16 protein-coding genes are annotated in these 23,719 nt (G+C 48.0%); 1 reads left to right on the top strand and 15 read right to left on the bottom strand.

All coding sequences use genetic code 11. From position 1 onward, the window contains the following. Nucleotides 1-4: 4 nt before the first annotated feature. The gene (locus BMX91_RS11575) at nt 5-2,167 is read right to left on the bottom strand and encodes a 5'-nucleotidase C-terminal domain-containing protein (RefSeq protein ID WP_092054347.1); all 2,163 of its coding nucleotides are present in this window, start codon (nt 2,165-2,167) and stop codon (nt 5-7) included. A 273-nt stretch (nt 2,168-2,440) separates the two neighbouring features. Here BMX91_RS11575 and BMX91_RS11580 point away from each other — a divergent pair, with 273 nt between their 5' ends. After that, nucleotides 2,441-3,532 (top strand): C40 family peptidase, encoded by a 1,092-nt coding sequence (locus tag BMX91_RS11580; protein ID WP_245744421.1) that lies wholly within the window; start codon nt 2,441-2,443, stop codon nt 3,530-3,532. 44 nt (nt 3,533-3,576) lie between these two features. On the opposite strand, the gene BMX91_RS11585 is transcribed toward BMX91_RS11580, so the two are convergent. The 14 genes from BMX91_RS11585 to BMX91_RS11650 form a co-directional block, all read right to left on the bottom strand. Continuing rightward, a complete protein-coding gene (locus tag BMX91_RS11585; RefSeq protein ID WP_177168368.1) occupies nt 3,577-5,448 on the bottom strand; it encodes an LTA synthase family protein in 1,872 nt (623 codons plus the stop codon). Nucleotides 5,449-5,539: 91 nt separating this feature from the next. Next, nucleotides 5,540-6,844, bottom strand: a complete 1,305-nt coding sequence (locus tag BMX91_RS11590) for a phospholipid carrier-dependent glycosyltransferase (RefSeq protein WP_092054359.1) — start codon at nt 6,842-6,844, stop codon at nt 5,540-5,542. A 9-nt stretch (nt 6,845-6,853) separates the two neighbouring features. Further along, nucleotides 6,854-7,195 (bottom strand): EamA family transporter, encoded by a 342-nt coding sequence (locus BMX91_RS11595; RefSeq protein ID WP_092054361.1) that lies wholly within the window; start codon nt 7,193-7,195, stop codon nt 6,854-6,856. After that, nucleotides 7,195-7,539, bottom strand: coding sequence for a DUF2304 domain-containing protein (locus tag BMX91_RS11600; protein WP_092054364.1), 345 nt, complete (start codon nt 7,537-7,539; stop codon nt 7,195-7,197). Before BMX91_RS11600 ends, BMX91_RS11595 begins: the two co-directional genes overlap by 1 nt. Before the next feature lies 1 nt (nt 7,540). Next, nucleotides 7,541-8,272, bottom strand: coding sequence for a glycosyltransferase family 2 protein (locus BMX91_RS11605; RefSeq protein ID WP_092054368.1), 732 nt, complete (start codon nt 8,270-8,272; stop codon nt 7,541-7,543). A gap of 297 nt (nt 8,273-8,569) precedes the next feature. Beyond that, a complete protein-coding gene (locus BMX91_RS11610) occupies nt 8,570-10,528 on the bottom strand; it encodes an S-layer homology domain-containing protein (protein ID WP_177168369.1) in 1,959 nt (652 codons plus the stop codon). Between the two features lie 139 nt (nt 10,529-10,667). Then, the gene (locus BMX91_RS11615; RefSeq protein ID WP_177168370.1) at nt 10,668-11,756 is read right to left on the bottom strand and encodes an S-layer homology domain-containing protein; all 1,089 of its coding nucleotides are present in this window, start codon (nt 11,754-11,756) and stop codon (nt 10,668-10,670) included. Nucleotides 11,757-11,945: 189 nt separating this feature from the next. Beyond that, entirely contained in the window at nt 11,946-12,656 is a 711-nt protein-coding gene (locus BMX91_RS11620) for an S-layer homology domain-containing protein (protein WP_092054380.1), read from the bottom strand. 112 nt (nt 12,657-12,768) lie between these two features. Further along, nucleotides 12,769-15,093 carry an S-layer homology domain-containing protein gene (locus BMX91_RS11625; RefSeq protein ID WP_092054383.1) on the bottom strand — a complete coding sequence of 775 codons (2,325 nt, stop codon included), beginning with the start codon at nt 15,091-15,093 and terminating at the stop codon, nt 12,769-12,771. Nucleotides 15,094-15,476: 383 nt separating this feature from the next. After that, nucleotides 15,477-18,500, bottom strand: coding sequence for an S-layer homology domain-containing protein (locus tag BMX91_RS11630; protein ID WP_092054387.1), 3,024 nt, complete (start codon nt 18,498-18,500; stop codon nt 15,477-15,479). 288 nt (nt 18,501-18,788) lie between these two features. Then, nucleotides 18,789-20,093 (bottom strand): oligosaccharide repeat unit polymerase, encoded by a 1,305-nt coding sequence (locus BMX91_RS11635; RefSeq protein WP_092054680.1) that lies wholly within the window; start codon nt 20,091-20,093, stop codon nt 18,789-18,791. A gap of 16 nt (nt 20,094-20,109) precedes the next feature. After that, nucleotides 20,110-21,636, bottom strand: a complete 1,527-nt coding sequence (gene murJ / locus BMX91_RS11640; RefSeq protein ID WP_092054391.1) for a murein biosynthesis integral membrane protein MurJ — start codon at nt 21,634-21,636, stop codon at nt 20,110-20,112. Next, nucleotides 21,629-22,366 carry a WecB/TagA/CpsF family glycosyltransferase gene (locus BMX91_RS11645; protein ID WP_092054395.1) on the bottom strand — a complete coding sequence of 246 codons (738 nt, stop codon included), beginning with the start codon at nt 22,364-22,366 and terminating at the stop codon, nt 21,629-21,631. Before BMX91_RS11645 ends, murJ begins: the two co-directional genes overlap by 8 nt. 26 nt (nt 22,367-22,392) lie before the next feature. Further along, nucleotides 22,393-23,670, bottom strand: a complete 1,278-nt coding sequence (locus BMX91_RS11650; RefSeq protein ID WP_092054399.1) for a nucleotide sugar dehydrogenase — start codon at nt 23,668-23,670, stop codon at nt 22,393-22,395. Nucleotides 23,671-23,719: the final 49 nt, after the last annotated feature.

Genomic DNA, 23,719 nt, shown 5'->3' on the forward strand with positions numbered 1-23,719 from the left:
TTCCTTACTTAATAACTTTCAGGAAATTAGAGTAGATTTTTGCCGCTTGTGCACGGCTTGTGCCATCAAGAGGACGGAATTTGGTGCCGTTTTCGGAACCGTCTGCAATGTCCTGCTCATAGAGGAATGCGATAGCATCGATTGTCTCTTCGTCAGATCCGGAGATGTCGGTGAATGGCAGGTCTGCAGCATCGCCGTCATATTCCGCTTCTTCCTGCAGTTCATAGACACGCTTCAGCATCAGCGCTAGCTGGGCGCGCTTCACCTGTTCGTTCGGCATGAAGTTGCCGTTGCTGCCAATGACGATGCCTGCTTCTTCGGCAGCTGCGACTTCAGCCTTTGTTTCTTCTGCCATATTGCCCAGATCCTTGAACGAAGAAGTCTTCCCTTCCGTCTCAAGGCCAAGTGCACGGACGATCATACTTACAGCCTGTGTACGGGATAGAATCTTATTTGGCGAGTAAGTGGTAGGTGTCGTACCTTTCACAAGACCAACGTCGTAAACATTCTGGATAAACGGTGTAAACTCGTTATCCGCATCGATATCCGTGAACGGATTAGTCGTCAGAATACGGCCTTCTAACTCAGGATTGATCGATTCGAAACCTGTTAGATAATCGATGAACATTTCGTAGTCGACGTTCCCCGGTTCGCTTACACGCCCATCTTCGTAGGCTGCTTTGAAGACATCGTAGCCGTCTCCGCCTTTTGCTGTGAATGTATTAGAGGCCACGTAGTATGTCGCTTCTTCATCGATTGGTGTGAAGCCATCTTCTGTTTCAGCAAGGATGTCGCGGACACGATCGCCTGCTTCAGCTTGAGGATCAAAATTGAACTTCAGGCCCGAGACATGAAGGAAACCACCGGAAGCTGTCGGATACGCGGAGACACTTGTTTCAAGTGCTTCACGGATTTCTGCTCCAGTTAGCTCCATAATTGCAAGTGCATTGCCGAATGGCATAACGGTCTGTACTTCACCAAGCGTAATGTCACCTTCGTCGATGGAAGCACGGATTCCCCCCCCGTTCGTCACAGCCATCGTGACATCCGGGTTGATCTTTTGAGCGGTCGCAACCATACCATCCGTGATCAGGTTACCAAGGTTGGTCTCGCCGGTACGGACGAACTCGCGCTCACCGTTCAATGCCACTTCGGTAGAGACCCCGATGCTTTCTTTGGACATCTCTTCAACCTTCGCGGTGTAAGGTGCCAGAAGTTCCGCAGCCCCTTCGTCAGCTTCTACTTCATCATATGCAAGAAGCTCTCCTTCATGGGACGTGACGGCCCCATTTTCATCAAATGTGACATTCAGCTGGCCGAGGGAGCTATTGTTGCCGCCGGTCTGGACGATCACTGTCGGCTCTTCCCCGCCTTCCACAACCACGGGTTCATCCAAAGCTGTGTGGGTATGTCCCCCAACGATGATGTCGATGCCTTCCACCGTTTCGGCAAGTTCGAGGTCATTGTCCCACGCCAGACTATCATCATAACCGATGTGTGTCAGCGCGATGATTTTATTGACGCCCTGTTCTTCGAAAGCAGCTACAGCTTCCTCTGCCGCTTCTACGTATTCAGAGAACTCCACATCACCTGTACTCGAGATGGTCGGTGTTTCTTCAGTCGTCAAACCGAAAATCCCGACTTTCTCGCCTTCAATCTCTTTGACAATGCCATTATAAATTTTGCCATCTTCATACTCGGCAGTGTATTCCTTATTTTGAAGGCCTTCGAACTTTTCATCATTCGAAAAATCGATGTTCGCACTGACCAGCGGGAATTCTGCCCCTTTGATAAAGTCTGCCAGTGCCTGATGCCCTTCTTCCGATGCTCCCAGGTCGAATTCATGGTTGCCGAATGTCATCGCATCATACTGCATGGAATTCATCATTTCCAAATCTGCCTGACCTGCAAATGCGTTAAAGTAGAGTGTTCCCGAGAATACATCCCCTGCATCAAGGAGCAGGGCATTTTCATTCTCCGCACGGATCTGCTTAACCAGCGTCGCACGTTTTGGTGCATCTTTCAGACTCGCGTGTGTGTCATTTGTGTGCAGGACTGTCAGCTCAAAGTCACCTTCTGCAGCTTTGGCGTTGTCAGGAGCCTGAATGCTGAACAGCGCGAGCGCCAGTGCAGCGGAGGCGGATGCCTTAACCCATTTCCCGTTCATTCTACACCATCCTATTCTGTTATTAATCTATCGCTCTCATACGAAAGCAATGACTCCGAAACTATTCTACCATTTACCAAATGAACAGAATACGAGAATTCTCTTATTCTTTTGTTAAGTTTCTGTTTAATTAGGGTACTTCCTCCTATTCATGCTGCAACTCTACCGATTTAACACCTTTGAAATCTATTTGTAACGTAATTGTAATCTACCTGAATATTGTTTCGGCTACAATGGGTCATAGGTGAATTTGACAGTAAAGGGGATCAAATGATGAAAAAGATCGCATTTTCGGTCCTGACAACGTCCGCTCTAGTCGCAATCTTGGCGGCACCAGGTGAAGCGGAAGCCTCTTCGGACACTTACGCGGTACAATCTGGTGATTCTCTCTGGAAGATCGCAACACAGCATCAAGTCTCTGTAGCACAATTGAAATCTTGGAATCAGCTTACAACCGATGTTATCTATCCGGGACAAAAGCTATCGATCGGGTTGCCCGAAACGGGACAGAGCCAGAAACAGCCAGCCTCTGCAACTCCAGCCCCTTCAGTTGCACCATCAGGAAATGGCATCTACACGGTCAAAAGCGGAGACAGCCTGAGCAAAATCGCAGCTATACATAAAACAACCGTAAACCGTTTGAAAGAGCTGAATAACTTGTCAGGGGATCTGATCCTCGTCGGACAAAATCTTAATATCAACGGTACCGCTGTACAACCGCAAAAAACTCAAACAGAGGCCAAACCGAACAATTCACAAAAGCAATCGGCAACCCCTGTTGCTTCCGGGACATATATAGTAAAGAGCGGCGATACACTCGGAGCGATCAGTGTGAAATACGGCACTTCTGTCGACCACTTGATGAAATTGAATGGGCTCACTTCGCATCTGATTTATGTAGGGCAAAAGTTGACTGTGAATGGCAGTCAAACTAAAGGAACCATTGTCCAGGCCTCTTCTCCAAAGAAGGAAACAGCCGTCCTGCCAAAGGAACAGGCTAAAAGCTCAGGTTCAGTGATTGACGTTGCCAAGTCTGTAATCGGCACACCGTATAAGTGGGCCGGTACTACCCCTTCCGGATTCGACTGCAGCGGTTTCATCTGGTATGCATTCAAAACGGCTGGTCAAGATGTTGCGAGGACCAATGCGGACGGCTACTTTAACCGTTCGTATTATGTGGACAACCCACAGCCGGGCGATCTTGTATTCTTTAAGAACACATACAAGTCCGGAATCTCACATCTAGGTATTTACCTGGGGAACGGCAACTTCATCCACGCTAGCTCTTCACAGGGGGTTGTCATTTCTAATGTCAACGACTCATACTGGAAGACGAAATTCGATAGCTTTAAGCGTTTTTATTAAATTTAAAGTGCAAAAGCCGGGAGCACTCGCTCTCCGGCTTTTTCCTATTTGGTGACTCCAAACAACTTCTCTCTTGAGTATTGATCACCAAACAGGATATCATATTGGATTTGCATATATTGTTCACGTAGCGGATCGACGTCGTCCGGTGTGACGAGGTAGAGGCTACCATCCGGTGCGGACTTGACGTCAGACGTAAATCCAGGCATAACGCCTTCCATCTGTTTAAGGAATGAGTAGAAAGGTGGCTTCTTAATGCCAGCCATATCCAGCGCATGATGTGCAACAAATGATGCACTAAGTGTCTCAATCTCGGGTTGGGCTGCGCCGAAGTTATTCCAGAAGACGAGCGGTGTTCGCCTCATGTTGAAGGTGTCCTCAAGTTCCCATCCGGCTTCCCCACTACCACTTGGCACGTAACCAGCTTCTTTATAGACCTGATAGTCTAAACCAAGTGTGGGCATATGATCACCGAAAAAGACAACTATTGTAGGCTCCTCCGAATTTTCCAGATAAGCTGTAAGTTCGGCAAATGCAGCGTCTGCATCAAGAACCCCCTGTGTATATACATCCAGAATATTTCTCATTCTATCTGATAAGTTGCCGCCTTGTGAGCTAATCTTCTCTTCCTCATAGCGTCCTGCATTATAAGAAGTATGATTCTGCATCGTAATAGCATAAGTGAAGAGCGGCTCATCTGTCGATTCGATGTTTCGGATGATCTCCTGCGTAACTTCCGCGTCAGATACGTATGGCCCTGTGTACTCTGGATTGTCGAAACGGTCAATATCAATGAAATCATCGAAACCTAAGTGCCCGTAAACCAATTCACGGTTCCAGAACCACTTCGGATAAGGATGGACAGCGAGTGTTTTATAACCGATACCCTTCAGATAGGCCGGAAGGGCCGGGAGATCTTGAGTAATGTATTGCTGATATGGAACTGAACCAGATGGGATGAAAGTATTGGTGAAGCCGGTCAGCACCTCAAACTCGACGTTTGCCGTCCCTCCCCCAAATTCAGGAGATAATAACCAGCCACTTTGTTCTTTCCGTACAGCTGGCATCGGGTCTTGTGAGAAAGTGATGTCCTCACTGAGTAACGTCGGATCCCAGAACGCCTCATTCATGATCATAATGATATTCGGCTGTTCTGTTTGTGAATTGTCTCCAGACTCTTCTGCTGTCTGAGCTCCCATAATCTCATCTGCAATCCTGTTGATTTTCTTTTCTCCGTAACCTTGAGGCGGGATGACAATCGCACTTTGCGTATTAAAGAGAAAAGTTACGAAGAATCCGTTGACTTTATAGTTATTGTTCTGATTCCATGGCTGGTTAAATACTCCGAACCTCTTCTCAAATGCCTCATCAATTACCGGGAAACTCCGATAGAAGACAAATGCGGAAAGGACGAGAAGTCCGGCAACCACCATTCCGGCTCTTGACCATTTAGAAAACCTTACAAGCCGTGGCGGCTTTCTCAGTCGGATAAAAACAATCACTGCAACAAGGATGGCAAGAATAATCCCTGACAGTACAATCAGTCTGGTGACATCGATCTCTTCATATAAGTTCGGCAGGAGATTAATCACATTGTTGTACAGGAACAAATCCCATGGATATAGGTACTCCGCAAGAAATTCGAATTTATAATACGACATAATTGCCAGGAACAAGATCACGAGATTTGTTGTGACAAAGCTAACCATATACCTGTTCGTAATACCGAGAAGGATCAAGAAGAGCATAAAGACAACCAGAACATTTAAAATGAACGCTGTCGTCCCGGTCGTCCTAATCCATTCCAGCCTTTCCTCTATGCCTTCATGAAGCCTGGCTTCGATAAAAAAAAGTATGAAAGCTAAATATATAACCGTGGCGATCAACACCAAGGAATTTTTGACAGTACGATTCATCGCATAACCCTCATTCCAAAAAGGTATCTCCATTCTACCCTACCTTGAGGTAGAGAAAAACCGAGCCGGCCAGGCTCGGTCATCCAAAAGTTTAACTTATTGTTTCATTCATCTTTCTTGTCCGCCATTTCCCTGTCAGGAAACCGACGAACGTAACCAGTCCGTAGGCTGCAATTATCGTCAGGATCGGCATGACCAGCAGTCCATATCTCGGAATCGCCAAAAAGATATTGGACGAAACAATATAAATTAGTATCAGAACACTGAGAAATAAGACCGGCTTATGTTTCCGACAAAGAAATGCGGAAATGAGACCCGTAAAGACCAGCAAAATATTCTGCCACTTGAAGAAACCTTTCCAGAAATCAGTGAAGGTCTGTGCATAAGGTCCGAGTCCGTCCGGATTCATATTCTGGTCGAAGAACAGCCAAAATGTCTTGCCGACCGTGAACCAGCTGAACCAAAGAGGGAAGTTGGTGCTGAACCCCTCGGCAATCAGATGTTGCGCATACTCTTCCTGAGTCATACCGGCTTCGCTGGCCCCTGCCATCAGTTCTGAATGCGGCTGGAAATTAAACGGGTTGGCTCCTGCCAGGAGAGGCCCTCCCGCATGGGATGAAAACAGATAGGCCTCACCGAATTGGATCAGATTACGCGCAACCCATGGAGCCATGACGAGCAACGGCCCAATGCACCAGATGAATCCGGTTTTAATGCCGTCTTTCCAACCGTAACGTGCGACGACAATAAACCAGCCGAATAGCAGCATCGGTGCCGGTGTCGCACGGAACATCAGCATGAGTGATGCGATGATTCCGAACGCGACATGCCACTTCCAATCTTTTCTGCGCAAGGCAACGATGAAGAACAAAATAGACAAAAGCAGAAGGAACATACTTGGAATTTCTGTGAGCGCTGCACGAAAATAATGTAACGGTGCAATATGAGACATATAAAGGATTGCTGCAATATTCGAGATCCATCGATTAGAAAACAGCTTATAAGAAATTGTGTAAATCAGAATTGCGATTCCAAGACTCAAGAACATGTTAGCCAGTCTGTAAAGCATAAGATGATTCGTATTAAACAGTTCTGCTGTTTTGAAAATCGCAGTCAGATAAAACGGTTGGCCGTATGTAACGTAAGCGTTCGACCCCTGTGCATCCGGACCGTGTTCGTATCCATAGACGCCTTCATTGATAAGCTGCCAAGCCATCTTTGAATAGAGCGCTGCATCACGTGAACCATAGGTCGAAATCCCTTCCCCGAACCGTTCCGGTTCATTGTAGATCGAACCCGGGTGTATATTTAGGAAAAAGAGGTTGACGATTGCGTACACTGACAGGAACACAATAAAAATCAGATGTTTTTTTAACATTGTTACAATCTTGGACATGATGAACTCCTATTTTGCGACGAGATAAACGCCGAACATGATGACCAGCATCCCTACCCACTGCATCGGCTGGACAGTTTCTCTGAACAACACCAGTGCCAGTACGGCTGCGAGGATGTAGCTCATACTCTGGCTCGGATAAGCGACACTGAGAGGCAGTTTGCTGAGCACATATAGCCAAAGGCCAGTCGCTACGACATATAGTGCCGCTCCACCTATAAATAGAGGAGACAGGACTAGGCGCAATGCAGCCTGAAGGCTCCACGCATCAATATTGGACACGGCCATTTTCCAGAGCACCTGTCCGGTGACCAACAGCAAAATGTTGGCGATCAAAACCAGATAAACCATTAATCAGTATCCTTCTCTTCGAATTTTTTCTTCATGATGGCGTACTCCTGGGTCAGGTTGGTCAATGCCTTGTTCAGTTTCGAAATGCGTCTCGTGAGGTCAAAGACAAGCACGATAATGAACAGGAGCCCGAAAAGGAACAGAAGCGACGGCGGATAAAATACGCCGAGAAATTCACCAAGTTTATTGATGAACCGCTCGCTGATACTGAAAAAGCCCATGAACAGACAGACGATGATCCAGAGAAGAGAATACTTCGTTTCCAGAATCCCCCGTCTGACCGATTCGATAACTACGATAAACAAAATGACGACCAGGATAAATGAAAAATACGTGACTTCCAATTCAGGCACCTCCGACAAGGCGCTGCATGACGATAGATAGAGTCACCTTCGCCATATAGTATACCGACTTAAACGGTGTAATCGAGGATTCTCCACCCTGCCTCGAGTGCATGAGTACTGTCCGCTCTTCGATACGCTTTTTCTTTCTCCGGAGATAGATAATCACTTCCGGTTCCGGATAGTCACTTGGATAGTTGATGGAAAACAGTTCGATGACATCCCGGTTCACTGCACGGAAACCGGAGGTCGGATCCGTGACCTTCTGTCCGGAAAGCAGATGGATCAAACGCTCAAAATAGAAAATACCGGCTCTGCGGAATGGACTTCCCGAGTACTCCGTCTTTTCGACGAACCGGGAGCCGATGCACATATCGCATTCCCCTGCGGCTACCGGGCCAATGATAGTATGCAAATCATCGACGTTATGCTGACCGTCAGCATCAAACTGAACCGCGATATCATAACCGGCCTGATCCGCATACTTATAACCTGTCTGAACTGCACCACCGATTCCCAAGTTATTCGGCAGATCCAACAGGATGACTTCAGGAAAGCCACGGACGATTTCCGCGGTGTTGTCCTTCGAGCCATCATTGATAACGCAGATATCCAGATTAGGCATTTGCTTCTTAAACTGAGTCAGTTTCATGATCGTTCCGCTGATCGCTTCCTCTTCATTATAAGCAGGAACGATTATCAGGACGGAAGGATCCGATAATTGTGTATGTTTCATTAACAGTAACCTCCAAAAATCCCTACTGTAATCATACATGAATGTCAGGCAGCGGACAACAAACATCGGAAATGCAGACCGGGTTCTATACTCAGGAAGAGAGCAGTTTTTTAACTCTAAAAGGAGAAGACACCGTCCGAAGCGGTGTCTTCTCCTTTGATTATTCAGATACAGTCTGCAGGTATTCCGCGTTGGTCCATACGGTTTCATGGTTCGGATCATCAGACAAAACCTGATACCACACCTGATTGTCGGACTCGTTATACTCCGAGCCAAGAAACTATCTTCTCTGATTTCTTATTCAAATACGATTTGCAGGTACTCTCCGGCAAGCCACACGGTTTCATGTTCCGGGTCGTCTGAGAGAACCTGGTACCAGGTGCGTTTTTCGGCGGCGTTGTATTCTGAACCGATTACCGCAACAGGCAGTCCCGTTTTTTCATACCTGAATGCGAGATTATCTCCAACCCTCGGCGATGTTCTTGCATTCATGCTGTTCTTTGTAATTCCAATTTTATACCGGCCAAAATCACGTTTGCCGAGAGCCTTATCGATCCGGTATGCATGACCAGCAGCTTTTGCCCCCCAATAAGGATCAGAGGCGTATTTCATATTAAATCCGACTGCTTTAGTACCAAATGCGGCTCCATTTGCATAACTTGCATTGGGCGGAATATAGTTTTTGTTCCAGTACTGATCAGCAAGTGTATAGATGTTCTCTTCAACCGTCTCGTATTTATGGAATGGATGATCCGCTGCGGCATCATCATAGATGGCCAGTCCGAATAGGTTGTTGTATTGCTGGGCTTTCGTACTCATCCCATAGGCACTCTCATGTTGAGCAAGCGCAAGAACCATGAGGGCATTGATATTCTTGTCCTTTTCGATTTTCTTCAATGTACTTCCGATTCCAATCAGCTTACTTTTTGTAGTAGCATCCTTGTAAGTGGCACTACCGGTTGCTTCCAAGCGCTTTAATTCATCCATGATATAACGATCCAGTTCTGCGGCGGTATAAATGGTTTCGGTCCGTGCCGGGAGGAACTGGAAGTAGTTATAGAATGTCTGGACCGCTTTGCCGTTCCAATCCGTAAAGTTTATCTGGTTCCATGACAGATACTTCTGCCCTACCTGAAGACTGTCAGGCGCTTTGCCAGTGGTGTAGCTCTGATACTTCCCAGTCTGGTTGGAATAGACATTGTGAATGAGTTCCTCGGCACTGTTTACCGTGTAATATGAACGTCCATTCAGCATGCTCCATGTTTTCAATACCGCATTCTCATGTTTGATGTAGCCAGTTTTACCGGCTATTTTCACTTTTACATAGTCTGCAGTTGACTCCAGATACTCCAGTTCACTATCTCTCGTCACATACGTAAACGCTGTTTTCATGTCCGGCTTTTCGTAGACGTTTGTCAGCGAGGATCCTGAGAGAGTCGGCTTTGTAATGACAACACCGTACTGCATCTTCACCACTGTGTCTCCGTATACGACGACCTGCTCGTTACCCATGGCTGCCGCAGCTTCTTCAAAGGTATTGTATTTTTTAACAACTTTTGTAGTCCCGTCGGCATTGACATTTGCCGTAGCATAGAACATTTCCGGCTCAGGACTTGGTACTTCTGATTCGACTTCTTCTGCCAGCTTAATCAGACGCGTAATAACAGTCGCCGCTTCCCAGCGGTGTGCCTGGTTCATCGGACGGAACAGATAACTGCCATCCGGTTGCTTTGAGCCTTTAAAAATGCCTGCACCCGCTAATTCATAAAGATCTGCACGATAGGATGCCAGAATCTCCTGTTCGTCCGCAAAACGATAGCCTGGGTCCTTACCCTCGATCTTCAGGTAATCCAGCGTGCGCTTCATCATGACGGCCATATGCTGCCGTTTAATCTGAACACTCGGCCGAAAGGTACCGTCCGGATAACCTGTGATAATCCCTGCGTCAGCCGCAGCCAGCAGCTCTGCGAGATAACCGCTCCGGTTGTCCACATCAGTGAACGCAATGCCGCCTGAAGACGGTTCAAGCTCAAGAGCGCGGGCCAGCAGTACGGCGAATTGGCCGCGAGTGATGACATCGTTCGGATGGTAACCGTTGGCATCCCCTTTCAAAATACCCCGATCAATCAAAAAGCGCATATCTTCTTCCGCCCAATGGCCGGTTATGTCATCCGTTGCAGAGACGGATTGTCCTGAAGTAAATAGAATAGAAAGGACAAGCAGCCAAGCAGCCGAAAATTTGAGTCGTTTCCCCACCATTCCAACTCCTTCGTCAATTGAATAAATTCATCGTACCATATCTTAATTGAAGATTAATAGAGTAAGAAATAACAAAAAGGGTGAACCGGCATGCCAAAAATCGGCTTTGCCAGACCACCCTTTTTATCTGTTCATATTATTTTGGAGAGTGAGTGGAAACATTCAGTTTGAACGGCTGCTCAAACTCGTATCCGCCATTTTCAACTGTCAGTGTGATAGGCAGGTCGCTTGCACGGAATGCAGTTCCGGAAACTTCCATCTCAGCAAATGCCTGCTCGATCAGTGTTGCTTTAGCTTCAGCTGGGTTTTCAGTGATATCAACAGCCGCATTGTCAGCAATCTTGATCGCTGTCACACCCAGTTCCGGCATCTTGTTGGAGAAGAAGCCTGTGTTCTGGATATCAGTAACTGCTCCTTCAGGGTTGTAGACTGTCACGTTAAACGCACCCGTTTCACGGTTAAAGCTGGTGCTTACGCTAGCTGAACCGTTAGTGTCATGGAACTTGTCGTTCTCAAGTTCTGTGAAGATCCGGTCGCGTGCTTGAGTAATTGCTTCACGGCGGCCCTCGTCCTGCTCTTGTGCACGATGAATGAACGATGCCATCTGACCGCGTTTAACAGCATTGTTTTCTCCGAAGAGACCGTTACCTTGGCCTTTTGTTACATCAGCATCATAGATAGCCTGAACGTACTTGGCATGCCACTCATCAGCTGTTACATCGCTGAATGGAGCTGTGTATGCCTTGTTAGTAGGAAGTTCATAAGCCTCTGCAATAATTTTGGACATTTGAGCACGGGACAAGGTCTCAGCCGGCTTAAAGACTTTCTTGCCATTTACTACGGAACCGCTGACCACACCAGCGTTAGTCAATGCAGCAATGTAACCGTAGTACTCACTGTTTTTATTGACATCTGTGTATCCCGGGTCTGGAGCATTCTTTGTGTCAAGATTAAGCGTGCCTGCGATGATCTTGGCCGCCTGCTGGCGAGTAATGTCCTTGCCCGGCTTGTATGTACCGTCCGGGAAGCCTTTTACAATTCCTTCTGCAGCCAGTGCAAGGATATGTGCGTAGTCATCACCAGTTGGATCCAGGTCACTGAATACCGGTGCTTTCTGTTCTGCCGCATAGGTCGCCATCGGAACCGGACCGGCAAAGAATGTACCCGCCGCCAAAGAAACTGTCAAAGCGGCACCAATCATTTTTTTCTTCGTTTGTTTACGCATTACATTCCCTCCATCCATTAAAATAGTTAAGCTTCTCATGATGTAGAAATAATTTGAAATTCATAGATATTGTAGCATTCCGCTACAACTAACTCAACTGATATTGTCGATATTTGATAGATTCGGTTCAATCGTACGAAAAGCCTAAGATTGACCGCATAAAGATAGCCACACAGCAGGGATTAAGGCCTACTCCCCGATTTCGATATTTTCTACTTCAGGCGGCGAAAATTCATCATGTACCGCATGATAGGAAGCGACTAAAAATGAGGCGAACTGTCCGCGGCTGGTAGTTTCCCGTGGCCGGAACTCCGTAACAGTCGTGATATTGTGCTCGGAAAGTAAACGGATTGCCTTTTTGTCTTCCTCTCCAAATGCGGGGTCTATATCAGTTACTTTTGATTCAACGCCAGGCAGATCTTGAAGATCAAACGCCCTTGCAATAACCATCGCCATCTGGCGTCTTGTCATCTCTCCAGATGGCAACAGACGGTTATTACTGCCTTTGAAGACGCCTTCCTGCTTTACGAGAAGAGAATACTTGTACAACTCCTGATCCCGGGCATCCGGCTGCACGTCAGCAAACGGTTCAGTTCCGGAAAGATCAAACTCGTCCACAGACTTGCCTCTCGTCTGTTCAATATACTTACCGAACGCCTTCACCACGTTTGCACGGTTCAGCTTCACATTCGGCTTAAATGTATTGTCCGGATAGCCGGTCATGAGCCCGAGTGTCCTGGCTTCCGTGATGTTCTGGAAATGGCTGCTTTCGATCGGAACATCAGCATACAGGCTCTGATTGGTCTGCTCGTCCCCCAGTGCCTGTTCGTTAGTGAATAGAGCAATTGATCCAGCGAGAATGAAAGCTGCCAGTCCAGTGTAAATCCATCTCTTTCTCATCCCGCTGCTCCCTTCAGTACCTTTTCTATTATTATAGCTTTAAATCATACCGATTGAAACGAATGCAAAATAAAAGGAGGGCCTGTCGGCCACTCCCGTAAACATCATATGTTTACTCAGCTGTAGCTGGTTTTACTTTAAAGACAGAAGAGGTAATGGCTCCTTCCTCACCTTCTTCCGCTACACGAAGGTTAAAGGAGTCTCCAGCTTGAATTGTATCTGTAGTATTCAATTGAACCGTTGTTTCTTCATCTGTCCCTTCCCCGGTAACAGCATCTTCAAATTTCAGTCCAAGAATATTTGTAGAGACCGTATCAAGGGTTGCGAGATTGATTCTAACCGTTTCATCTGAACCATCTGAATTTGCAACGGTCCCTTCGACATAGGCCACCACTTTAGATTTCGAGTTTTCTTCTGTTGCAGGAACCTCAAATTGAATATTGTCATTGGAAGTGAGATTGATGGTCACCAGGTCGGTCAATGCGACCGGGAATCCTTCCACTTCTTTATTTGAGTAGGTAACAGAAGAAATCGTTGGTGTCGTGTCCTGAACAGTTACATCCACACTATTACGGCTGATAGTTCCTTCTTTTAATGTAAGAGTTGAATCACCAGCACTGTTCGCGGTAACTGTGAAAGTTCCATCTCCATTAGCCTCTGCTGAGACATTTTCATTATTTGATTGAACGGTGAAGTTATCCTGTTCCGTTGCTCCAATGTAATGCCCATCCTTGTTGTAGGCACTGACAATCAGTTCCAGTGTCTGATCTCCTTCAAGCGGGTTGAGATCGAGTGTAGAATCTGCTACACCGTTCGCGAGTTCGAGTCGATGTGAAGCTGCTTCCGTGTCGGCTCCTACTTCCAGTGGGATGCTGAGGAGTTCTGTATCGTCATCCAATAGGATGATATCTCCCTCTGCATCCTCTTCGACTGCAGATGCAGTTACGGTTGCAATATATTCGCCCTTGTCTCCACCTGTTACATTAACGGTAGCAATGGTTTCTTCTTCCCCATTAGTAACAGTGATTTCTCCTGGCTCGTAGGACTCGTATGGCATTCCATACTGATCCGTAAGTGTAAAGCTGAATGTGCGCTCTGCACCAGCCGCAAGCCCCATACTCTCCGCTGAAGTAGTTGCAGTAGATGGTTTCCTCTCATCTGAAGCAACCTTAACCGGGACAGTGAGTGTCTCACCGGAAGCTTCATGAGTAACAGTGATATTGGCATCCCCAGGCGCCACCGGAACGATTTCACCTGTTTCACTGACGATAGCAACCTGTTCATTAGAAGATGTATAAGTCAGCTCAGATGGATCGATCGCATTTTCATCGCCAGACTTTGTCGTCCCGACCACATTGGATATTTGACCGCTTTCTTCGTTAAGCACTATCGTATTCGTATCCTCATTCGCTTCCCTATCATCGATGGTAAGCTTATAGGAGTCTAGGCTGCTGATTACTTCCTGGAAGTCCTCAACAGTTAAAGTAGCTTCGTTCGATGTGATTTCTTCGCCATCTTTGGTCAGCTTCACCTGGAAGGCGACAGATTCAAGACCCTCCAATGCTGTAGGATCGATTTCACCTGTCGCTGTATCGGCGAAAAGCTCTCCTTCAGTAGAAAGGAATTCGACTGTATATCCTTCCTCTTTCAATTGATCCAGGTTGGCTTCCTGGCCATCATTGATAGTAAATGTAGCAAATTGGCCTTCAGTATCATTGTCAATGGTTGCATCAACGGCTTCCACCGACTCTATGCTAAATGCTGGATCTGATTCTGTTGCTTCATAGGCACGTACCAGGAATGAAGCAAACTGGCCACGGCTGGTTGTCTCAAGGGGGCGGTATGGGTTGGCATTGGAAATACCATTTTCATAGATGATTTCAATAGACTTCGCATAACCAGATTGTTCAGTATCCGATATGCCCGGGTCACCCTCCTGATCTTCAAAGCCGAACGCCCTTACCAACACTTCAGCAATCTGATCACGGGGCATCAGTTTTGAAGCCTCCAGTTTGTTATCGGAGCCTTTAAAGATTCCGGCTTCCTTGACAATCTTCGAATACGTGACGAGTTCAGAGTCAACCCAATCGTTCGGCACATCAGAGAAGTTTTCTACATCGGCGATGTTGTGCTCTTCAACATATTCATCAAGTGACATCCCGCTCTTTGCCACCACATACTTACCAAGTGCCTTTGCAACATTACCGCGATTCAACTTCTGATTCGGCTTAAATGTTCCGTCTTGGTATCCTGACATAATACCAAGCTCACGGGCTTTCATAATGTTTACATAGTGAGAGCTTGAGGTTGGAACGTCAGAATACGAAAATTCCTCAGCCACTTCCTGGGGTGCCGCCGCTACAGGCACAATTGCGGAACCGATCAGTGCTGAAGTTGCTGCTACTGTTGCAAATCTCTTGTATGTCTTAGTTTTCAAGAACAACATCCTCCTATAAGTAAATAATGGAAAGGGAGAAGGCTACAGCCTTCTCCCTTTCCATTACCCTTTAATCGAGAGATATAACACATTGAGACTGACCATTATCTATAATCAGTTTTAGCTACACACTTCAGCGAGTTCTTAAGATTTTTAATTGAGTTTATGCACGAAGATGCCAAGTTCACTTACTAACAAAGTCCGATAATATACTATTACATTCCCATTAGCCATGGTCATTTCACAGGTTATAGCCTGAAAGTAAGGGTCTCGCTCATTCAATCACTAACATCACCGGAACTCGTGCAAAAGAAAAGAACCCCGATAGCAAAATTGCTATCAGGGTTCTCTATCAATTAAAGGTGGATATAATCAACCTTTAATTATTCAGCAACAACGAGTGGTGCTGCGCCAAGTACTACGGAGTTCGTGCCAACGAGAGCCGAACCATCGAAGGACTTGAGTTCACGGTTAACTGTAATGACGTTAGACACTTCGTCGATGACAGTGTTGTCTTCTGGAAGTGTGATCACTACAGTTTCGTTGCCAGCTACTTCATCTTCATCAGAGACTGTGATGGACGTGCCATTTGGCAGGTCATGACCGTTGATGTTCCACTGAGTTACTGCAGATGCATCGTTGGCACCGCCAGTCGAAACAACGCCTTCGGAGAATGTTACTGTAACAACATTTCCTTCAAGAGCTGCATTTTCGATGAAGAATGGCGTTGCTGCAGGGTTAGCAGTAGTTGCTGCCATTTCGAAGTCGTAAGTTGCAGTGTTAGCAGTGTTACCTACATCATCAGTCAGCTGGCTGAGTTCAAGTGTGAAGTCAGTGTCCAGGTAACCAAGGTTAACAAGCTCTTGTACAGTGTATGTTCCAGCTTCCACCAGAACGACACGGTTAACAGTGTAATCTTCTGCAACAGTAACCTCGTCTGCGTCGACTTCGAACTTGTTGTCATAGTCGTCTACAAAGTCACCAACAGTACCATTGATGGTAATTGTCTTACCTTCTACAGTAGTTGCAGTGAATGTAGCCTTAACCTCTGGAAGAGTACCATTATTGGAATCCTCTTGAGTTTGGCTGAGAGTTTCGCCAGCATTGTCTGCTTCGCCAGCAAGTTTAACTGGTTCGCTTGTAGTAACAATGAACGAAGCAGCAGTGCCTTGTTGAGCAACATCCGTGATTGTCGGGCTGACGCTATCACGTGTATTGAGCGGGGAGCCGCTGTAGTTGAGGTCAAGTTCAATTGCCTCTGCATTTGTCACGCCATTTGCAACGTTAACAAGTGCATCTTTTGCATATGCAATACGGTACTTGTCGTTGTAGTAGTTTTCACCAGTTCCATCTGTGTCATAGATCTGTGTCCAGTCTTCAGTAAGTTCGAAGGAGTACACATTGTCGCCAAGATCAGTGACAAGAAGTTCAATTTCCGAATCTACCCAAGTCTTTGTATCTTCATCGTAAACCTGGAATTGGAAGTCTTCAACTTCGTCAGCAGGAACTTCAGTGTTGAACGTGACATGGAACTGTTCAGGAGAAGCTACTTCTACTGTCGCAGATGGTGCAGTTGTGTTAGCTGCCACTGTGAAGTCGAAGTTTTGTGTTTTACCAACATTACCAGCGAAGTCTGTAGAGTTGGATACTTCGATTTTGTGTGGGCCAGCTGCCATGTAGCCTGCAGGAGTAGGAGGTGTGTTCAGATTGTAGTCTGCACCGATTCCTACGTAAGCCATGTTACGGTTGTCTTCAAGCGTACGTGCATCAAATTCTCCGTACTCAACGTTATCGTCAGCGATTACGTAAGAGCCATCGAGTTTGAAGTCAGCCGAGACAATAGACTCGGAGAACTTAACTGCGACTGTTTGAAGATCTGAGTTAGTCACTTGAGTAACTTCAGGTGTGCGTGCATCTGTAAGAATGAAGTCAGTCGAAGAAGTGGAGTTCTTGCCGTAAAGAGAAGTGTAGTTCACTTCTACATCTACTTGGCTGTTGTCAGCCAGAACTGCATCTTTCTCGAGAATAACTTCGATTGCTTTCGCATTGCCTGCAACTGGTTTGAGGCCAAGAATGCCGTCTAGTTCTGCATCTGCACCAATTTCGTCATTGATGACAATGGCACCTGGGTTCAGAGCATGACGTACATCTTCAGGATTTACAGTAGCTGGTACAAATGGAGTTGGAGCGCTCCAGCCGTCTGCTGTACGGATCTGATAATTTACCGCACCGGAAGCAGGGCTTGTTACGACAAAGTCTTCAAGTTCGACATCACGGTCGAAGAAGAGTGTCACACGGTCAACTTGGTTAGATTCCGCGCCAACTACGTTGAGTGTTTCAGCTGCTTGGTCATAAGCTACGAAGCCGATTTCTGCTGTAGCAGCTTTTTTACCGATCAGGTCCTTGCTTCCTTCGCCTGCTTCGATGACTACTGCATCGATGCGTGCAGTCAGGTCAGTGTTGCTCTGCTCGGAAGTAAGAGTAGCTGTTGCTACGCCGTCTTGTACAGTTACACGCTCGGAAGCGAATGTTCCGTGAGTAGTAGAAAGCTCTAGAACAACATCGTCAGCAGATGTGTCTACGTTGCCGTCTGCATCAAGAACGGAGAATGTGAGGACGGAAGTGTCCTTGCCGTCAGCAGCGAGGTTAGCTTTGGAAGCTTCGATGCTGATGTCGCCTTCCCACTCAACTTCATCGCCTGGCTCTTCTGGAAGTGGCTGGCTTGGGTCGAGGCCTTCGGATACTTTGTACGCACGCACGAGGAACGATGCGAATTGCGCACGGCTTGTTGTTTCGAACGGACGGTAAGGGTTAGCGTTCGATACTCCGTTTTCAAGAAGGATTTCGATTTCATCAACGTAACCGGAGTTAGCGCCGTCTTCTACTTCAGTCGCGCCTTCTTTATCTTTGAGATCGAAAGCACGTACGAGGACTGCAGCGATCTGGTCACGTGGCATCAGCTTTGTTGCCATGAGGTTGTTGTTCGAGCCCTGGAAGATTCCAGCGTCTTTAACGATCTTGGAGTAAGTTACGAGCTCCTGGTCTTTTGCAGTGTTTGGAACATCGGAGAAGTTCTCAACGTCTGCAATGTTGTTTGCTGCTACGTACTCGTCAAGTGTCAGGCCGCTAGAAGCAACGACGTACTTACCGAGCATTTTCGCAACGTCACCACGGTTAAGATCTTTGTTCGGCTTGAATGTGCCGTCTGTGTAACCGGAAAGGAATCCGAGTTCACGAGCTTCGATCACGTTAGTGTAGTGGGAGCTGGAAGGACCGATGTCGGAGAACGAAGAGTTCGCCTGATCAGCTACATCCTGCCCTTGTGCAGCTACAGGTGCCACTGCGGATACGACCATTGCGGCTGTCGCTGCGCCAGTCAAAAACTTTTTGTAAGTTTTTGTTGCCATAGAATATGTTCCTCCTTAAATGTGAAGAAATGATGCCATTTCTACCTGAACCGCTAGAATAGCAGATTGGTAGAATGCTCAATGTTCATTATAGAGTATTACAAAGTGATGTCAACGGATTTCAGTATGATTTCCAATTGATTGCGAAGTTTTTGCAGAAAATAATCGAATATTATCATAATTTAAGAGGCTTTTGTACAAAAAAGCGGACCGGCATCAATAAATGACGCCGGTCCGCTTCTGTATGACCAATTGTTATATGCAACAAGGAACTTATTCTATGGGCGCTTACAGTATATCGCGCTCCAAAGTTTTGTTCAAGTCTTTTTTTCTGCCTGAGAACTCGATTGCAGCCGTTAGGATGGCAAAGCCGATCATCAGGATAAAGATAAGATCGAGCAGGCCGGTATGCAGTGAGACTGTAAAGATTGTCATGACAAATGCGAACGCAACTGCCTGGTAACTCCGGACGCCTGCTGCCTGAACCTGGTTATAAAGCATAGCTACGATGACTCCGTAGAAAAGGAAGCCGATCGCTACGAGTAGGTAGCCACCGTCCAGGAACAGCTGGCCGGTATATGTAGGCGTCGTCGTACGTGTTGGTCGTGTGATATAACGACCATCTTCAATACTGATCGAGTTGACGACTTCCGTCACTTTCATACGCGGGGAAATCTGTTCGCCCGGCAAGACGGTGCCAAAGATGCCGCCATGGATCTGGCCTTTCAGATAACCTTCATTGCCTGTATACTCGATGATCTTGGAAAGAACGATATGCCCAGTGACCATCTCGGCATTCATTTGACGGACCCATTTAGGTGTCTCGTTTACGATGTCTTCGTCCGTCTTCAGGTCAACTTGCTTCTTTTCTTCTAGAACGACATCGGGCTGTTCGCGGCTGTTAAACTCTTTGGTTGTGTCTTCTGTCAATACCCGGACAAAGCCGAACATCGAGAAGAACAGTGCCACGACGAACATGGCGGCGAGCAGCCATGTGAGCTTGATGCGCTTGATGACGTAGTGGAAGATGACGAGACCGGTAAAGAGCATGACAGCGATCGGCGTCCGGTACCCCATGAGAAGGAACAGGACCATTGCTCCGAAATAGATCGTACCGTAGATCCACATCTTCTTCCTCGACATTTCCTTATCACGGATGATCTTGTAAGAAAGGAGAAGAACAACACCGAACCAGAGCAGCTGGCTAAGCAGGTTCAGCTTCGGGTCCAAGTTGCGACGGACCGATTCGTCAGTGAGTCCGACCTGTCCGGTCGCGAGCATCGCCGCGTAGGCGATCGCGCCGATCATCGCCAGAACCCAGATCACCCAAACCGTCTTCCCTTTCATGAATCCGAGCCCGAAGCCCGGGAACGTCCAGCCTTTCTTGTCCGTGATCCAGACACCGATGTAATACGCGACCAGTGACAGGATCACCGCCGGCCAGATGGTTTCTCTTACATTGAAGTAGGCGAACCGGTGAAAGTCAAAAAGGCTGACGACAAAATAAAGTACCAGTACAAATGGCAAAAAGAAATAGGGTGAGAATGCGTCGATCCGATTCAGCCGGCCGACGAAGTTTTTTAATGTTTTCATAGTCAATGGTTCATCATCAGCGGGATGATGGTGTTCCTCCTTTGGCTAGCATCTCTTTCACAAATTCGTTTCGGAACAGCAGCATAACGGCGAAGTAGACAATCGCTCCTGAGATGCCGAGGACGACCAGGCGGATGATGCGGTGCCAGTCTTCGGAGCCCGGAACCATCACGTCAAAGCCGTACAGGTACGCCATCATCACGGCAACGCCGAGGACGATCTGTGCGGTGTTCCTAAGCAGATACCGGACATCAAATCCTCCAACTTCTTTATAGAGCGTCGAGAAGGTGATCGCACAGTAAAGGAGCGCCACGATCGAAGCGGATAGCGCAATCCCCTGTGCCCCGTAGAATTGGGAGAAGATCCAGTTCGACAGGATGTTCAGGATGATCGAGAACAGCCCAATCCGCATCATGTAATGCCCTTTTTCCAGTGTGTAGAAGCCCTTAGCGGTGACGGCCTGGATACTATAGAAGAAGGCCGATCCGATATAAAGCACCGCATAGGAGGTTGTCAGGCTCGTCGCGCTTGCCGAGAAGGCTCCGCGCTCATACACTGTTCCGACGAGTTCGTGCATGAGGTACCACATGCCTGCCAGCATCGGTGTGAGGAAAACAAGCAGGTACAGATACCCTTTTTCAAGCCCCCGCTTGAACAGGGCCGGGTTTTTCTTGTTGTGTGCTTCGGCGATGATCGGGAATGCGATCGTTGCAATCGTCACGCCGAAGATCGCCTGTGGGATGTTGACGAGCCGGAACGCATAGTTCAGGTTCGACACGACCCCTTCCCCGAGATCGGCAGCGAAGAATGTGTTGACCATCAGGTTAATCTGGCCGACGGCGATCGTCAGCCCGACGGGCCAAAAAATATGGTAAAAGTCCGAGACTTCCCCGATGTCCAACTTCTGCTGCCAGTTCAGGAATTTCTTTGGCGTGCGGTAAATGACTTTCAGAAGCAGACTGACGATCGTCCCGACAAAGTAGCCGACAGGAATGGCGATGATCCCGAGCTGCTCGTGGAAGAGAACCGCGAACAGGATCGTCATTAGAACGACACTCGTCTGGGAGAAGACACTGAACGAGAACTTCTTCTTCGCGTCAAAGTAGCCTTCGTAAACGGCGTTTACGCCTACCATACATAGTGATGCGAAATAGAGTGCTGCCGTTGCGGTGGCAATGGCGAATCCATGTTCGAACTCCCCAAAGTTCGGGTAGAACAGCCGGATGATGGGGCCGGATAGGAGCACGCCCAGGATTGAAACGCCAAGCGTGATCCAGAACGTTCCCTTCACGATATTCGTCAGGTGCTCTTCTCCCCTGCCAATGGCGTTGAACTTATAATAACTTGGCAGAAAGGCATCTTTCATCCCCGTCAGGAGAAAAAGGACAAATGCGTTTGGAATCGTCATCGCAGCCAGATAGGCATCAGCCTGATAGGAGTCGCCGAACAGGCCGGCGATGACAAGGTCGCGGATCATGCTTGAGAATTTCAAGACAAAAGTCGAGAACAGGAACAGGATCGACGCAACCTTCATCTTACTCATTGACACCGCCGCCTTTCTCATGTCGGCCGGTTAGGACCGCGATGAGAAACTTCGGCAGTTCGAGTTGCCTCCTCCACCGGGATGGTTCTTTCAAAAGGCGGTAAAGCCATTCCAGGCCCAGCTTCCGGAAGGCGGCAGGAGCACGCTTGATGTTTCCGGAGAACACATCAAACGACCCGCCGACTCCCTGGTAGACGGACGGAACAAGCCTTTCCATATTGCGGATGATGAAGTTTTCCTGCGTCGGGCTGCCAAGGGCGACAAACAGAATGGCAGCGCCGGATGCATTGATCGTGTCCAGCACCTGCTGCTCATCCTTGACGTAGCCGTCGAGCGTCCCGGCGACGTTCAGTCCCGGGAACTTCGCCCGCAGCCCGGCCGCCGCCTGATCAGCGACGCCCGGCTTTGCACCGTAAAGGAAGACACCGTCTCCGGTCTCAGCCGCCCGGGCGCAAAGCTGCTCCATCATGTCCACGCCTGTGATGCGGTCGCGGATCGTCCCCTTTTTCAGCCGGGAAGCGATCAGCACGCCGACGCCATCAGGAATCTGGAAGTCCGCAGTATTCAAGATTTTGTGTAGGGCAGGGTCTTTTCTCGCTTTCATCAGCTTTTCCGGATTGATCGCGACGATAAACGACTTCTTCCCTTCCCGCTTGCGCGAGAAGATGAGGTCGAGCATCTCATCGAACCGTTCCGTATTGACCTGTACCCCGAAAAATTGTTCTTTCATTAGATTCACCCGTATGCTCGAGTCGATTACTCGTTCGTATTGTCTTTATGGTCTCCCAGCAGATAAGTCCGGAAGCCTGCTACCTTCCAAGCCGGAAGATCGATGCAGTTTTTCGTGTCATAGATGATCTTCTCGTCCATGGCATCCGCCACCTGGCCCGGCTCAAGATCCTTGAATTCCTTATGGTTCGTCAGGATGAGGACCATCGCCGCTCCTTCGGCCGCTTCTTCGATGGATTTGACTTGTGTCGGATGGCTGTCATCTTTCACGTGCGGGTCGAATGACGCGACGGTGAAGCCCTTTTCTTGCAGATTGTTAATGACATCAATCGAAGGGCTCTGGCGCATGTCGTCTACGTCGGCCTTGAAGGATAGACCGAGGACGGCGATTTTCCGCTCCGAATCCCCTACAAACTCCATTACCCGGTCAGCAACGAATTCCGGCATGCCATCATTTGTTTTACGGGAAAGATGGATGATGTTCGACTGCTCTGGTGCCAGTTCAACGAGGAACCAAGGATCGACCGCGATGCAGTGGCCTCCGACGCCGGGACCCGGCTGGTGAATGTTGACGCGCGGGTGGAAGTTTGCAAACCGGATCGCGTCCCAGATATTGACGTCCAGGTGCTCCCCGATTTTCGCCATTTCGTTGGCGAACGCGATGTTTACGTCACGGTAAGTGTTTTCCATGACCTTGACCAATTCTGCGGTGGTCGCGTCCGTTAGCTCGATCGGTCCCTTGACGAATGCTTCGTACAACTCTTTCGTCATCTCAGCGGACTTTTCATTGATGCCGCCGATGATCCGGCCGTTCTGCTCGAGTTCTTCGAAGATACGGCCAGGGATGACCCGCTCAGGAGAATGCGAGACAAAAAGCTCTTCGCCAATCTTAAAGCTGGACTTTTCGAGTTCCGGAAGCATGACATCCTCTACCGTCTTCGGTGGCACCGTTGATTCCAGGATGATCAGGTTGCCCTTCTTCAGATAAGGAACGATCGACGCTGTCGCCTTCCGTACATATTCAAGGTCAGCAGTGCGGTCTTCACGGATCGGGGACGGGACAGCTACGATAAACGCGTCCGCTTCGACGGGCTCCGTTGAAACCGTCAGCATGCCGCTGTCGATCGCCTTATCCAGACGCTCCTGCAGGCCGTTTTCTTCAATGTGAAGCTGTTTATTCGAAATCATCTCGACTGCGCGCTGGTTCACGTCCACACCGTGAACGCGTACGCCATGATTGGCGAACATGACCGCAGTCGGCAGGCCGATATAGCCGAGTCCGATGACACAAAGATTCTTCGTCATTCCAAGTCTTCCTTTCCTGATGCAAAACTGCAAATACAAGTTAAGGTCA

Source organism: Bhargavaea ginsengi (genome assembly GCF_900109165.1).
Taxonomy (GTDB): domain Bacteria; phylum Bacillota; class Bacilli; order Bacillales_A; family Planococcaceae; genus Bhargavaea; species Bhargavaea ginsengi.

Excerpts from the sequence above, each read along its gene's own strand:
- BMX91_RS11635 (WP_092054680.1), bottom strand. The coding sequence starts at position 20,093 with ATGAAAACATTAAAAAACTTCGTCGGCCGGCTGAATCGGATCGACGCA.
- BMX91_RS11575 (WP_092054347.1), bottom strand. The coding sequence starts at position 2,167 with ATGAACGGGAAATGGGTTAAGGCATCCGCCTCCGCTGCACTGGCGCTC.
- BMX91_RS11630 (WP_092054387.1), bottom strand. The coding sequence starts at position 18,500 with ATGGCAACAAAAACTTACAAAAAGTTTTTGACTGGCGCAGCGACAGCC.
- BMX91_RS11620 (WP_092054380.1), bottom strand. The coding sequence starts at position 12,656 with ATGAGAAAGAGATGGATTTACACTGGACTGGCAGCTTTCATTCTCGCT.
- BMX91_RS11580 (WP_245744421.1), top strand. The coding sequence starts at position 2,441 with ATGAAAAAGATCGCATTTTCGGTCCTGACAACGTCCGCTCTAGTCGCA.
- BMX91_RS11605 (WP_092054368.1), bottom strand. The coding sequence starts at position 8,272 with ATGAAACATACACAATTATCGGATCCTTCCGTCCTGATAATCGTTCCT.
- BMX91_RS11590 (WP_092054359.1), bottom strand. The coding sequence starts at position 6,844 with ATGTCCAAGATTGTAACAATGTTAAAAAAACATCTGATTTTTATTGTG.
- BMX91_RS11650 (WP_092054399.1), bottom strand. The coding sequence starts at position 23,670 with ATGACGAAGAATCTTTGTGTCATCGGACTCGGCTATATCGGCCTGCCG.
- murJ (WP_092054391.1), bottom strand. The coding sequence starts at position 21,636 with ATGAGTAAGATGAAGGTTGCGTCGATCCTGTTCCTGTTCTCGACTTTT.
- BMX91_RS11585 (WP_177168368.1), bottom strand. The coding sequence starts at position 5,448 with ATGAATCGTACTGTCAAAAATTCCTTGGTGTTGATCGCCACGGTTATA.
- BMX91_RS11645 (WP_092054395.1), bottom strand. The coding sequence starts at position 22,366 with ATGAAAGAACAATTTTTCGGGGTACAGGTCAATACGGAACGGTTCGAT.
- BMX91_RS11615 (WP_177168370.1), bottom strand. The coding sequence starts at position 11,756 with ATGCGTAAACAAACGAAGAAAAAAATGATTGGTGCCGCTTTGACAGTT.
- BMX91_RS11595 (WP_092054361.1), bottom strand. The coding sequence starts at position 7,195 with ATGGTTTATCTGGTTTTGATCGCCAACATTTTGCTGTTGGTCACCGGA.